Source organism: Mycoplasmopsis meleagridis, assembly GCF_900660695.1.
In the GTDB taxonomy this organism is placed as follows: Bacteria; Bacillota_I; Bacilli_A; order Mycoplasmatales; family Metamycoplasmataceae; genus Mycoplasmopsis; species Mycoplasmopsis meleagridis.
In genome coordinates, this window is record NZ_LR215042.1 from 616,907 (window position 1) to 630,362 (window position 13,456).

Here is a 13,456-nt window from a genome sequence, read left to right on the forward strand (position 1 = left end):
CACTATTTTTTAATATATGAACACAAATTGAAAAACTTTTAAAATAAGTAAAGAAAATGATTCTAAAAAGATCTTAAATTTTATTAAAGACGTTCTTTATGATTATCCAATTAGTCTTATTTATAAACTATTTCGCCAAAAAGATATAAAAATTAATGACCAAAGAATTAGTAATGAAAAATTAAGAATTAAAACTGGTGATATGGTAAGTATTTTCTTCGCAAAAGAAATTAAAACAAAAAAAGAAAGCAAGATAAATGTAGATATTAATTTTAGAATTATTTATGAAGATAAAAATATTCTTTTAATTAATAAACCAAGTGGTATTTCAATACATTCGGAAAGTAATTCTTTAGATTTACAAGTTTTAAAATATTTAAACTATAAGAATGAAATTGGAGAATTTAGAGCTTCTCATGTCGGAAGATTAGATAAAGAAACTAGCGGCCTAATTATTTATGCTAAAAATTATTTTTCAGTCGCAGAATTAAACAGAAAAATAAATTCTTTTGAAAAAATTTATGCTTTTAAATCAGACTATAATGGTTTAGATAGAGAAATTAATTTACTTATCGAAAAAAATAAAAATAATTTTCTAAAAGCAAAAATTATAAATTCTTATTTTGCTAACAAAAATACTGCAAAAACATATATTTATAAAAAAAATAATGTCTGATATGCCAAATTATTAAGTGGCAAAAAACATCAAATTAGATTAAGTATGAAATGCTTAAATGCTCCTATTTATGGGGATAAAAAATATAATGGACCTAAAGCTAATAGATTATATTTACATTGTAATTTTTTAAAGTTTAAAAACTTAGAAGGTAAATTGGAATATTTGAATGATAAAGAATTCTATTCCCCTATTCCTTGGAAAGAAAAATAATGAAAGAAATTAACAAAGATAAACTAAAAAATATTGTTTCTTCGATAATGCTTAATCCTACCAATGAAGTTATTGAAAATATCTTACAAGAATGAAACATATTGCATGAAAATTTAGCCATACTAGATCAATTAGATTTAAAAAATGTTGAACCATTAACTCATATAGATGAGAATAAATATATTGATTTTTTAAGAGAAGATAAAGTCGATACATCTTTTTCTATCAGTAAAAAAGATGCTTTAAAAAATGCAAAAGAAAAAGATGAAGATTTTATTATCACAGTTAAGGTGGTAAATTAATGGAACTAATAGAAAAAGGTAATTGAGACAAAGCTTCTTTAGAATTAAAAAACGATCAAAACAATGCAGTTGTAGATATTTTAGACAAATTTCAATATAAACAAAAAACTAATAATTTATTAAAAGATGCTGTTTTTACGATAAAAGATAATTTTGCTACTTCATTTAGTAAATCTACAGCTTCAAGCAATTTTTTAAAAAATTTTTTTCCTTCATATAATGCCACTGCAATCGAAAAACTTCTTATAGCAGGAGCTTTACCAATTGCTAAAGTTAATTGTGATGAATTGGCATTAGGTGGAACAGGAACTTTTAGTGCTAATGGATTAATTAAAAATCCTCTTGATGAAACTAGATTAGCAGGAGGTTCATCATCAGGTTCAGTTGCTACTTTGACTAAAAATATTTCTTTTGCTTTAGCTTCTGATACAGGCGATAGTGTAAGATTACCTGCTTCTTATAACGGTAAAGTAGGTTTTAAACCTTCATATGGTGCTATTAGTAGATATGGTCTTTTTGCTTATGCCTCTTCTTTAGATACAGTGGCTTATTTTGCTCATAATGTAAATGATATTTCTATTATTTCACAAGTTCTATATGGAAAAGACGACAAAGATTTTACTTCTATAGATGTAAAAATTGATAATATTGCGATTAAAAAACCTAAAAAAATTGCCTTTTTAAATACAAAAAAAATAAATGAAAAATTATATAAAAACTTTATTTCCCTTTATAAAAATCTTAATAATGATAAAGAAATAAAAATAGACTTAATTGAACCTAATACTACTATTTTAAAGGCTATTAAGCCTACTTATGATGTTATTTCTTATTCAGAAGCTTCATCTAATTTATCTAATTTAAATGGTATAGCTTTTGGCGAAAGAATAAATGGTAATAATTGAAATGAAACCATGACAAATAGCAGATCAAAAGGTTTTGGTTATATGGTTCAAAGAAGGTTAACTTTAGGTAGTTTTTTTCTTTATTCAGAAAATCAAGCAGAAATATTCATTAAAGCACAAAAAGCAAGAAGAGTTATCAAAAACTATTTAGATGATTTGCATTCTAAATATGACATTGTCATTTTTCCAGCAAGCGCCGATGTTGCTCCTTTAATTAAAGGAGAGAATAAAAATTATGACTATATGGAATATATTTTAACAGGCGATAATTTAGTTGGCAATCCTTCAATTACAATACCTTTTATGAGAATAAATAATTTGCCTATTAATCTTGCTATTAGTAGCAAAATTTATAGTGACGAAAACTTACTTTCTTTTGCTTTATGAATTGAAAAATATTTAAAGGATACTAAATATGAATAATTTTGAAGTAATTATAGGCATTGAAATACACTTAGAATTAAATACTAAAACTAAAATGTTTTCTCCTTCAGAAAATAGTTTTAATGCTAATCCTAATACTTTAATAAATCAAATTGATTTAGGTTATCCTGGAACATTACCTTTAGTTAATAAGCAGGCAGTAATTCATGCCGTCAAAATGGCAAAAGCTCTCAAAATGGAAATTGACGATGAATTACATTTTGACAGAAAAAATTATTTTTATAGCGATCTTCCTAAAGGCTATCAAATTACACAATTTTATAGACCAATTGGTAAAAATGGTACATTAAAAATCAAATCTTTTTCGAGTTACAAAGACATTCAAATTGAAAGAATTCATTTAGAAGAAGACACGGCAAGACAACATCATGAAAATGATGTCACTAAGCTTGATTACAACAGAGCAGGAGTGCCTCTAATTGAAATTGTTAGCTTTCCTGTAATTAAATCCAGCCAAGAAGCAGTGGATTATGTCGATATGATTAGAAAAGTTGCGCTTGAATTAGGCATTTCTGATGCTAAATTAGAAAATGGTTCTTTAAGAGCGGATATAAACATTTCTTTAAGGCCTTATGGCTATCAAAATTTTGGTACAAAAGTTGAAATCAAAAATATTAATACTTATTCAAACATAAAATCAGCTATTGATTACGAAATTAATTTACAAACTAAAAAAATACTTACTAATGAACCAATATTGCAACAAACAAAACGCTTCGATGAAATAACACAAACCAATATAGTAATGAGAACTAAAACAGGAGAAATTGATTATAAATATTTCCCAGAGCCAAATATTCCCTTTATTAAACTTAGTTCTAATTTCTTAAATAATATAGTTTTGGAAGAATTGCCTTGAGAAAAAGAAGAAAGATATAAAAAAGAAAATATCAATCCTATATACATAAATAGTTTAGTAAGCGACATTTCTTTAGCTAAATATTTTGATTCTATAAACTACGACGATAGAGATAAACTTGCAAAATTATTTTTTGCTGAATTAGTATCTCTAGCTAATAGTTTAAACAAAGAAGTTGTGGACTTAAATATCAAAATTAAACATATTGAGGAAGCTATTAAATTTCTAGATTCTGGAATAATATCTGGCAAATCATTTAAGAAATTAATTACTTTACTACCAAACTATGAAAAAGAAACTCTTGAGCAATTAATCAAAGAAAATGATTTAGAACAAATATCAGATCCTAAAATAATAAACAATTGAATAAATCAAGTTCTTAAAAATAATGATTCTTTACTAAATGAATATAAAACTAGACCAGAAAGAGTTGTGAAACAAATTGTAGGTAACATAATGAAAATTTCTAATGGAAAAGCTAATCCAATTGAAGTTAATAAAATTTTAGAAATTAAGTTAAATAAATAAACTTGTTAAATTTATTACTAAAATAGAAAAATTAAGAAACTAAAAAATAAGCAAAACATTAATCCATCAAAACGATCTAAAAAACCACCATGTCCTTTAAAAATTTTAGAATAATCTTTAACTCCATTTATTCTTTTAATCAAGGAAAAAAATAAATCCCCTAAACAAACTATAAATGGTGAAAATAGAGCAAAAAGCGCTTGTAAGAAAATTGATAATCCTATATTATTGCTTGAAAATAGTCCTAAACTAAAAGTTAATGAAAAACTAATTATTCATCCTCCGATAATTCCAAATAAAAATCCTTCTCAAGTTTTATTTGGAGAAATTATTTGTGCAAAAGGCTTTTTAAATCATTTTTTGCCAAAAAAATTGCCTCCTAAAAATCCCAAAATATCATAAGAGACTGTAATAAGAACTATTACGATTCAGTAAATGTAAGAATAATCTATTAAAAAATTGAAAATTTTAATCCCATTTGTTAAAACATAAATAGTTATAAACACATATAACATTCTGAGTAATGAATCTTCAATTTTTTGCCTTCTTGTTCTTAATTCAACTATAAAAAAGCAAATGGCAATAACTAAAATAATAATTACAGAAATATAATCTAAAGCAATTTGTTTAACATAATTTCCAATAAAAATACTTGTTTCTTTAAAATTAGAAACGAAATCTAAATTATCCAAATAAATAGTGCTTTGATTAAAGAAATGATAAGGAAAAAGAATACTTAACATTGCAATTGAAGCAAATATTAGAGATAAATAAATTTTTAATCTCATTGCATTAAAAAATTCATAAACTAAAATGCCAGCAAAAATCATTAAAAAAATTAATGTTGTTAATCTCGCTTCAACTTGTTTATTACCAAATATTGACAAAGGAATTAAAATCGCTAATGCAATTATAGTTATAACTAATGCAGGAAAAATTCTTTCTTTTAATAACTTCATAATTAGAATTATAATTTTATTTTTCCAATTTTTAAACCTTTGCTGTGGGGATAAGAGGCATAATGAGGAGGTCAAATTTTAATTTTTTTATATAATTTAAAAAAATTATATAGGGGAATAAAGTGAAGTATAAAAGAATTTTAGTTAAACTTTCAGGCGAAGGGTTAGTTAATAAAGAAAAAAGCCTTGCAATCGACTATAACCTAGTGAATAATATTGCATTACAACTTAAAACTGTTGTAGATGAAGGCGTAGAAGTTGCTCTTGTTATAGGAGGTGGAAATTTTTGAAGAGGAGCAAGCGCTGAAAAAAATGGTATACCTAGAAATAGGGCAGACTATATAGGGATGTTAGCAACAATAATGAACGGTCTAGCTCTTAGAAGCGGTTTTGAAAATGTGGGAATTAGAACACGAGTTCAATCTTCAATTCCTATAGATCAAAAAGTCGCAGAAAACTATGTTAATGAAAAAACAATGAAATATTTAAAAAATGGAGAAATCGTTATTTTTGTTGGAGGAACAGGCCGCCCATTTTTTACTACAGATACTGCTGCAACATTATACGCATCAGAAATACAAGCCCAAGTTATTCTAATGGGGAAAAATGGCGTTGATGGAATTTATGATAAAGATCCAAAAATATATCCTGATGCTATTCACTATAAAAAAGTTACATATGACGAAATTCTTGACAAAAAATTACAAGTTATGGATTTAACTGCCACAAGTATGGCTAGAGATAATAATATTAGTCTAATAGTATTTAATATTCTTGAGAAAGATTCAATTATTAGGGCGCTTAAAGGCGAAATTGAATGTACGGAGGTAATCAAATAATGGAATTAGAATTCTACTTATTAGAATTTGAAGAAGAATGTGAAAAAGCTCTTGATCATTATGTATTTGAATTATCTAAAATTTCTACTGGAAGAGCAAATCCTCAAATTATTAAAGGCATTAAAATAAATTATTATGAAACATTAACTCCTCTTGAAGAATTATCAAATATTAGCGTTCCAGAGCCACAACAACTTTTAATAAAACCTTATGATTCTTCTATAACCAAAGAAATTGTAAAAGCTATATTACTAGAAAATTTCAATCTTGCAGTTGCTGACGAAGGTAATCAAATTAGATTAACTTTCCCCGCATTAACAACTGACAAACGTAAGGAAATGGTTAAACATTTAAGTAAATATACTGAAAATGCAAAAATTGGCATAAGAAATGCAAGACATAACGTCAATAAAAGAATTAAAGCTGATGAACAATTATCAGAAGATTTAGAAAAAAGATATCTTGACGAAATTCAGAAAGTAACTGATAATAAAATTCTTCACATTGAAAAAATTACAAAAGAAAAAGAGAATGAGTTAATGAATGCTTAAAGTGTTCTTTTTTTATTAATTATTATATTATTTAAAAGAGGCAATATGTTAAACGGGTGAAGAGAAGGAAAGTTTTTTGGAAAATGAACTATTAGAAAAATTAGTTTTGTCGGTATATTAATAGCTATTTCTGTAGTTTTTTTAATTATTTCTGTTAGTTTTGTTCCTTTTTTTTCTTATCCTTCATTCAAAATTAGTTTTGTTGGTTTACCAGTAAAAATAACTGGTTTTATTTTTGGCCCTATAATTGGAGGTTTAGTAGGCCTACTAAGCGATTTATTAAGTTTTTTATTCCTCCCTACTAACTATAATCCCTTATATACTCTTGCAACTGCTTTAAACGGTGTAATTGCTGGTATTATTGGTTGATTATTCATGAAATTAATAACATATTATTTTGATGGTTCATATCGTGATACGGTATACGAAATGAAAATTATTAGTCTAAATAATAAACTAATGCAATTAAAGTTGAAAAATGAAGATGAAAATAAAATTAATAAGCTAATTAATAAAATTATAAATTTAGGTGAAAAAAGAAAAAAAATAAGAATTGTTGGAAATAGAAATTCATTGTTAAATTTTAACGTTACAATAGCAACTTTAATTTTAGTAGCGATAATTTTTTTAATTGTTTGACTAATTGCTACTAAGGTTAGTCAAAATGTTCTTGATAAAGGAATTGTAAGTAATCGTTTTGCATTGATTATGTTAATGACCTTAGGTTTTGCAGCAATGATAATTTTTCTTTGAATCGCAAGATTTTACATGAAACCTAAACATTTATTAGTTATTGTTCCCATAGTAATTTTTTCTGCTTTTATTGAACTTATCAATGTTCCATTAATTTCTCTTGCAGACGCTTTGACAAATTCTAATAGCGGCGAAGGATCAAAAGATATATTTATTTATATTTTTACTCATACATTATTATCTCCACTTAAAATTTGAGTAAATATGTTAGTAATTTTCTTTACTTACAACATCATTAATCCGTTAATAAATAAAAATAATGAAATTTCTTATTAAGAAGCTCTAGCTTCTTTTTTATAACCTAGTAAAAATAATAAAGAGGAGAAACAAATGTCAAAAAAAATACAAAAAATTTACGTTTGTGGGCCAACTGTTTATAACCATATTCATATTGGTAATTTAAGACCTATTTTGACATTTGATCTTATTTTAAAGGGATATAGAGAACAAAATATTCCTTTTAAATTTATTCATAATATAACAGATATTGATGACAAAATTATCAATAAAGCTATTGAAGAAAATAAAAGCGAAAAGGAAATTAGTGAGTTTTATACTGAAAAATATTTGAATCTTTTAAAAGATCTTAACATTGATACAATTACTCAAATTGAAAAAGTAACTGATAATATAAATTTCATTGAAAGCTACATAACTAAAATAATTAATGCAAATTCAGCATATAAAGATGAAAATAATAATGTATGATTTGACATTTCAAGAAATCAAAAAAACTATGGTACTGTATCTAAGCAAAATATAGACAAAATGATTTTTGACGAATTATCATATGGAAAAAAATTTAAAGGCGATTTCGCACTTTGGAAAAATACTACTTTGGGTATTAAGTATAAAACTTCTTTAGGACTAGGTAGACCAGGTTGACACACCGAATGTTGTGCTTTAATTGATAAACATTTTGGTAAAAACGGTGTAAATATTCATGGCGGAGGAATGGATTTAATTTTTCCTCATCATGAGAATGAAAATATTCAACACTTCTCCATATATAATAAAAATTTAGCCGATAAATGGTTAAGAACAGGACAAATTAATTTAGACGGAATAAAAATGTCAAAATCTTTAGGAAATATTATTTTGGCTAGTAGTTTTATCGAGAAATATGGAACAGAAATAATAAAACTTATTATTTTAAATTCCAAAGTAACTGCGCCTATCAACATAACTAAAGAGCTAATAGAAAATATGCAAATTATTCAAGATAAATATAAAAAGTTTGTTTTCAAGTTTTATTCAAAAAAAATCAAATTTATAGAAATTAATACAAACAAAAATGAAAAATATTATAAGTTGGTTAATTCTCTTGTAAATTATGAATTTTCTAACTTTAACTTTCTACTTAATGAATATTTAAAAATGTTTAATAAAAATAATGATGAAGAAATAGCAAACGTTATATTCAAAATTTTATCTGTTATACACCCTAAAATAACATTAAAAAAAGAATATAAGTTCTTTCTAGATGTTTTTGACAAATGAAACTATTTAATAAGTAAAAAAGATTACTCTAAAGCCGATAAATTGAGAGCAGTTTTAATTGAAAATAAATTAATTTAACAGTGGAAAAAACAAGGAAATTTAAGGATTTTAATATGGAAAAATTATTATTGTGTGGAAGAAATAGTGTTTTTGATGCTCTTAAAAATAATTTTCCAATTGAAAAAATATTTATTGCGAAAGAAAGCAATAATCTTTCACTAAAAATAAAAAAATATAATGTTGCTATTGAAATAGTTACAAAAAAAGATATAGAAAAAATTACTACCGAAAATCACCAAGGAATAATTGCTGTATTAAAAGATTTTCCTATTTATGACTTAAATTATTTACTAAATGAAAAACCTAACAAAGTATTAATTCTTGATCATATTCAGGATCCTCATAATTTAGGGGCTATAATAAGAACTGCTAATGCTTTTGGAATAAAATTCATAATAATTTCAAAAGAAAGATCAGCCGATATTACTAACTCTGTTTTAAAAATATCTTCTGGAGGATTTATAGGAATAAAAATAGTTAAAGTAAATAGTATTTCAGCAACTATCCACAAATTAAATAAAAATGGTTACTGAATTTATGCTAGCGCTTTAGAAGAAAAATCAATCTCTCTTAATAAAATAAAATTCAATTCTCCTTCAGCATTAATTGTTGGTAATGAAAATTATGGTGTTTCTAAATCAGCATTAAAAATGGCTGATCAAATTATACATATAGAACAATTTGGTAGCGTTCAATCATTGAATGTTTCTGTAGCAACAGGAATACTTTTATATGAATTTGTTAAATAATATGAATGCTTTAAATACTTGAAAATTTTTAGAAATAGAAAAATCAAAAAATAATGGGGAATTTATTGAATTCATAAATAAAATCAGTAATAACTCATTGATATACATAATAAATTCCATCTTTTGCAAAGATATAAAAAAATATATTAATTTTTCTCTTCTTAGATATAAAAGTTCAATTCTTGAAGTAGATGATATTTATAATTTATTTCTAAGTGATCTTCCTTACTTTTTACGTAAATATTTACCCAATCTAAGAAAAACTAGTTTTAAAACATATCTAGAAAAAGTAGTTAATTTATATACTATAAATAAGATTAAATATTGAAATGCAAAAAAACGTAATATTCAATTAGTAAATATGGAAATACAAGATTTTCATTTTCTTGAGGATAAAAATGCTCATAAATTAATGAATGAAATATTATCTGATAATGACTTAGAAAATTTTTATAATAGTCTAAATAAAAATGAAAAAAATTTCATTAAAGCAATCGAAACTAATGATAAAAAATTAAAATACATGACTACACAAAAAATAAACTTTTATAAATGTTCATTTATTAAAAAAGTAAATAATTTTTTTAATTATTAATTTATAATATGAAAAAGGCCTCTAGGTCTTTTTTTGAAGCATTAAGGTTATAATTTTTTATATGGAAAAAAGAAAAATCACACTTGGCTGTTCACTTTGTTATTCTCATAATTACACTACAAATAAGGGTAATATCAATCAAGAAAGAATAATAATCAAAAAATTTTGCAAAAAATGCAAGATTCATACTATTCACAAAGAGGAAAAATAATGAAAATTACGAAATTTAAAATCAAAAAAGAAAAAAAGTTTTATTTTCGTAAATTTATTAAAGAAATAAAACGTGTTAGATGGCCTTCGGGTAGAAAAAGTTGAGTGTCTTTTTTCCAAGTAATAATATTTTCTGCTATTTTTGTTGCTATTGTTATCTTAATAGCTACATTATTCTCCCTTTTATGAGGAAAAACAGGTGTTAGTTAGGGGAAATATGGAAGATAAGAAATTTTCATGATATATGATAAGTACCGTCAGTGGTAAAGAAGATAAAGTCGTTGAATCATTAAAAAATAGAATTGTAAGTGAACAAGTTGAAGATTGTTTTGACATGAACGCAACTGAAAATGGTCCTTTTAAAATTTTCAAAAAACCTACAATTTCTAAAACCGAACTTAAAAAGAGAGAAAATGGCGATCCATATAAAGTTAAATATATAAATATATATAACGGATATATTTTTATACACATGGATATGACAGATAAAGCATGATTTGTTATACGTAATACTCAATATGTTACGGGATTAATAGGATCTTCAGGAAAAGGAGCTAAACCTACTCCAATTTCAATTAAACAAATTAGAAAAAGTTTTGAAAAAGAAGATAAATACATGTATGACTTCAAAATGGGAATATTTGAAGATGAATTTTTTGAAGGTGATATTGTCGAAATTTTAAGTGGACCTTTTAAAGGAGAAACTGGCAAAATCATTAACTTGAATAATCAAAAGAGAGAAGCTGAAGTAGAAATGGAATCAGTAGGAAGAAAAATTACAGTATTTTTCGAATTTAAACTTCTAAAAAATATAGATAAATAAAAATCAACCAAATGTTGATTTTTATTTATCTCCGTTCAAAATAGAATTAATTCTCTCTCTTGTTGGTTCTTTAATTAAGAAAGTTCCTGCAACACATGCATCTGCTCCTGCTTTAAAACACGCAGGTCCAGTAATGTTATTTATTCCTCCATCGACTTGGATTAAATAGTTTAATTCTTTTTTCAATCTATATTCTTTAAGTTTTTTTATTTTATCTATAGAAGTTTCTATAAATTTTTGCCCTCCCGCACCTGGTTCAACAGACATAACTAATACTAATCTTAAATAGGGTAAATAATCAATGATTTCATTTACTGAAGTTTTTGGTTTTATGGCCATTCCTAAATTCAAATTATGTTGATTTTTTATTAAAAAATTTAATATTTCTTCTTTATTTTTAACAGCTTCATAATGGAAAGTTAAAATGTCACCCACTTCTTTGTAAAGTTCAATTATTTCAAATGGATCTTCAACCATTAGGTGAATATCTTTGAAATGTTTAGGAGCGTTATCATTAATATTTTTAATTTCATGAAACTCAATAGCTGTGTTAGATACAAAAACTCCATCCATCACATCATAATGTACTCATTTTATTCCTTCATTAAGTAGGTTAATAACCATATTCAATCTTTCTTCAACTGGAACATTTAAAATAGAAGGAGTAACATTTTTACTTTTCATTTTTTGCCTCTTTTAATAACTTTAAATAATTTAAATATCTTTTTTCTGGTATTTTTTTGCCTATATTAAGTTTAACATTGCAAAATTCTTCCGGTTCATTTTCATGTAAACATCATTTAAATTTACATAATTTACTTAATTCTCTAAAAATTTTAAAAGATTTAGATAATTCATTTTTATTCATTTGAATATCTAAAGAAGAAAATCCAGGAGTATCAATTAATGAGCCATTTTTAAAATCATAAATTTTTGTAATTCTTGTTGTATGCTTACCTCTATTAGCATTTTTTGAAATCTCTTTTGTTTCTAAATTCAAATTTAGCAACTTATTAATTATTGTAGTTTTTCCTACCCCGCTTTGCCCCATAAAAGAACATGTATTATGATTGAATATTGGAGTAAATAATTCTACTAAATCATCTTTTTTATAGTCTATTTGGTATATTTTATAATTCATTTCTTTATACATTTCTATTTCGTTAGATGATCCTAAATCATTCTTTGTTACCAAAATAATAGGAACAATATTCTTGCTTTCTATCAATGCTAAATATTTATCAACTAAAAATGATTGAAAATCAGGGTTTTTAACTGACATAACTACAATAATATGATCAATATTTGCTACTTTTGGTCTTATAAAATAATTTTTTCTTTCATAAATTTTTTTGATAAATCCATCTAAATCAAATTCTACATAATCACCAACTAATGGATTTATATCGTTATATCTAAAACTTCCTTTAGCATTTAATTCATAAAATTTATTGTCGGCTTTAACATTAAACTTGCCAGCTATAATTGAATAAATTCTTCCTTTCATTAGACCAAAACCGCTATGATAATGATAATTACTATAAGCAAAGCGATTGCTCCTAAACCAATATATAAAGTCAATTTATTATTTATAAAATCAACAAAAGTTTTTTTGATCTTAATAGTTTTAACATCCAAAGGTTTTTCTAAACTTCTTTCAGGATTTAAAACTGTTTTTAAATCTGTTTTTAGAGAATAAACAGAATCATAACGCTTATCAGGATCCTTTGCTGTTGCTTTAATTACTACATTGGCAAAAGCTTGAGGAACATCAGCAATTTTTACTAAATCTGGCAATGGAGAATCTTCTTGTTTTTTGATTGTTTGCATTGCGTCAGCACCTTTGAAAGGATATTCTCCTGTTAACATTTCATAAATTAAAATACCTAAAGCATAAATATCAGTTTTAATTGTTGGTTTATTGTTCGTTTTACATAATTCAGGGGCAAGATAATAGAGAGAGCCAACAATTTTAGTAACTTGTGTATGTCTTTGACTTTCATCATCAAGCGCAAGACCAAAATCTATTATTTTTACAGTTCTTTCACTTGTTATCATAATATTATTGCTTTTTATATCTCTATGAATAATACCTGAAGCATGCAATTCTTCTAACCCATCTGCTATTTGTAGAGCATAATTTTGAACAGTTTTAATATTAAGTTTTCCTTCACTTAATTTATCTTTTAAATTAATACCGTCAACATATTCCATAATAATATATTGTTCATTGTCGCCAATATATGCATCTATAAATTTAGCAACATATTTAGAATTAACCTTAGATAAAACTTTTATTTCTTGTGAAAATCTTTTTTTACTTATTTCTTCGTCACTATTTTTTGGACTAACAAAATATTTCAAAGCATAAAATGTATTACTAGTGTCGTTTATTTCTTGAACTTTAAAAACTTTGGCAAAGCCTCCAGAACCTATGTTTGAAATAATTTTATATTTTTCATAAATTTTGCTATTTTCAATAATACTCAT

The 13,456-nt window shown here is 24.9% G+C and carries 17 protein-coding genes; 13 read left to right on the plus strand and 4 right to left on the minus strand.

Annotated elements, in window-relative coordinates; all coding sequences use genetic code 4:
- The first annotated feature begins 16 nt into the window (after positions 1 to 16).
- Genes EXC33_RS02635 through gatB form a run of 4 tightly spaced genes read left to right on the plus strand, consistent with a single transcriptional unit; the run spans position 17 to position 3,927 of the window.
- Complete coding sequence (locus tag EXC33_RS02635) at positions 17 to 889, plus strand: pseudouridine synthase (protein ID WP_046097015.1); 873 nt, start codon at positions 17 to 19, stop codon at positions 887 to 889.
- Positions 889 to 1,191, plus strand: coding sequence for an Asp-tRNA(Asn)/Glu-tRNA(Gln) amidotransferase subunit GatC (locus EXC33_RS02640; RefSeq protein WP_046097016.1), 303 nt, complete (start codon positions 889 to 891; stop codon positions 1,189 to 1,191). The genes EXC33_RS02635 and EXC33_RS02640 overlap by 1 nt, the downstream gene beginning before the upstream one ends.
- On the plus strand, positions 1,191 to 2,519 hold the full coding sequence (locus tag EXC33_RS02645) for an amidase family protein (RefSeq protein ID WP_046097017.1): 1,329 nt from the start codon (positions 1,191 to 1,193) through the stop codon (positions 2,517 to 2,519). The genes EXC33_RS02640 and EXC33_RS02645 overlap by 1 nt, the downstream gene beginning before the upstream one ends.
- Positions 2,512 to 3,927 (plus strand): Asp-tRNA(Asn)/Glu-tRNA(Gln) amidotransferase subunit GatB, encoded by a 1,416-nt coding sequence (gene gatB / locus EXC33_RS02650; RefSeq protein ID WP_046097018.1) that lies wholly within the window; start codon positions 2,512 to 2,514, stop codon positions 3,925 to 3,927. Before EXC33_RS02645 ends, gatB begins: the two co-directional genes overlap by 8 nt.
- Positions 3,928 to 3,944: 17 nt before the next feature.
- Here gatB and EXC33_RS02655 read toward each other — a convergent pair whose 3' ends face one another.
- The gene (locus tag EXC33_RS02655) at positions 3,945 to 4,886 is read right to left on the minus strand and encodes a phosphatidate cytidylyltransferase (protein WP_046097019.1); all 942 of its coding nucleotides are present in this window, start codon (positions 4,884 to 4,886) and stop codon (positions 3,945 to 3,947) included.
- A 122-nt stretch (positions 4,887 to 5,008) separates the two neighbouring features.
- On the opposite strand from EXC33_RS02655, the gene pyrH reads away from it, so the two are divergent.
- From pyrH to nusG, 9 genes are all read left to right on the plus strand, one after another.
- Complete coding sequence (pyrH, locus tag EXC33_RS02660) at positions 5,009 to 5,725, plus strand: UMP kinase (RefSeq protein ID WP_046097020.1); 717 nt, start codon at positions 5,009 to 5,011, stop codon at positions 5,723 to 5,725.
- On the plus strand, positions 5,725 to 6,276 hold the full coding sequence (gene frr, locus EXC33_RS02665; RefSeq protein WP_046097140.1) for a ribosome recycling factor: 552 nt from the start codon (positions 5,725 to 5,727) through the stop codon (positions 6,274 to 6,276). Before pyrH ends, frr begins: the two co-directional genes overlap by 1 nt.
- Positions 6,277 to 6,321: 45 nt before the next feature.
- Positions 6,322 to 7,305 (plus strand): ECF transporter S component, encoded by a 984-nt coding sequence (locus tag EXC33_RS02670; RefSeq protein ID WP_046097021.1) that lies wholly within the window; start codon positions 6,322 to 6,324, stop codon positions 7,303 to 7,305.
- 66 nt (positions 7,306 to 7,371) lie between these two features.
- Positions 7,372 to 8,607: a class I tRNA ligase family protein gene (locus EXC33_RS02675; RefSeq protein ID WP_046097141.1), complete on the plus strand. Its 1,236-nt coding sequence runs from the start codon at positions 7,372 to 7,374 to the stop codon at positions 8,605 to 8,607.
- Between the two features lie 35 nt (positions 8,608 to 8,642).
- Positions 8,643 to 9,338 (plus strand): 23S rRNA (guanosine(2251)-2'-O)-methyltransferase RlmB, encoded by a 696-nt coding sequence (rlmB, locus tag EXC33_RS02680; RefSeq protein ID WP_046097022.1) that lies wholly within the window; start codon positions 8,643 to 8,645, stop codon positions 9,336 to 9,338.
- Positions 9,322 to 9,933, plus strand: a complete 612-nt coding sequence (locus tag EXC33_RS02685; RefSeq protein WP_046097023.1) for a hypothetical protein — start codon at positions 9,322 to 9,324, stop codon at positions 9,931 to 9,933. The genes rlmB and EXC33_RS02685 overlap by 17 nt, the downstream gene beginning before the upstream one ends.
- Positions 9,934 to 9,994: 61 nt before the next feature.
- Entirely contained in the window at positions 9,995 to 10,144 is a 150-nt protein-coding gene (rpmG, locus tag EXC33_RS02690; RefSeq protein ID WP_082065508.1) for a 50S ribosomal protein L33, read from the plus strand.
- On the plus strand, positions 10,144 to 10,353 hold the full coding sequence (gene secE / locus EXC33_RS02695; protein ID WP_082065511.1) for a preprotein translocase subunit SecE: 210 nt from the start codon (positions 10,144 to 10,146) through the stop codon (positions 10,351 to 10,353). Before rpmG ends, secE begins: the two co-directional genes overlap by 1 nt.
- Positions 10,354 to 10,360: 7 nt before the next feature.
- The gene (gene nusG, locus EXC33_RS02700) at positions 10,361 to 10,966 is read left to right on the plus strand and encodes a transcription termination/antitermination protein NusG (RefSeq protein WP_046097025.1); all 606 of its coding nucleotides are present in this window, start codon (positions 10,361 to 10,363) and stop codon (positions 10,964 to 10,966) included.
- Positions 10,967 to 10,987: 21 nt separating this feature from the next.
- Here the strand turns inward: nusG and EXC33_RS02705 are convergent, their stop codons facing one another.
- From EXC33_RS02705 to EXC33_RS02715, 3 genes are read right to left on the minus strand one after another with little or no spacing between them, the layout of a single operon-like run.
- Complete coding sequence (locus EXC33_RS02705) at positions 10,988 to 11,650, minus strand: ribulose-phosphate 3-epimerase (RefSeq protein ID WP_046097026.1); 663 nt, start codon at positions 11,648 to 11,650, stop codon at positions 10,988 to 10,990.
- Positions 11,640 to 12,473 (minus strand): ribosome small subunit-dependent GTPase A, encoded by an 834-nt coding sequence (gene rsgA, locus EXC33_RS02710; protein WP_046097027.1) that lies wholly within the window; start codon positions 12,471 to 12,473, stop codon positions 11,640 to 11,642. Before rsgA ends, EXC33_RS02705 begins: the two co-directional genes overlap by 11 nt.
- Positions 12,473 to 13,456 (minus strand): serine/threonine-protein kinase, encoded by a 984-nt coding sequence (locus tag EXC33_RS02715; protein WP_046097028.1) that lies wholly within the window; start codon positions 13,454 to 13,456, stop codon positions 12,473 to 12,475. The genes rsgA and EXC33_RS02715 overlap by 1 nt, the downstream gene beginning before the upstream one ends.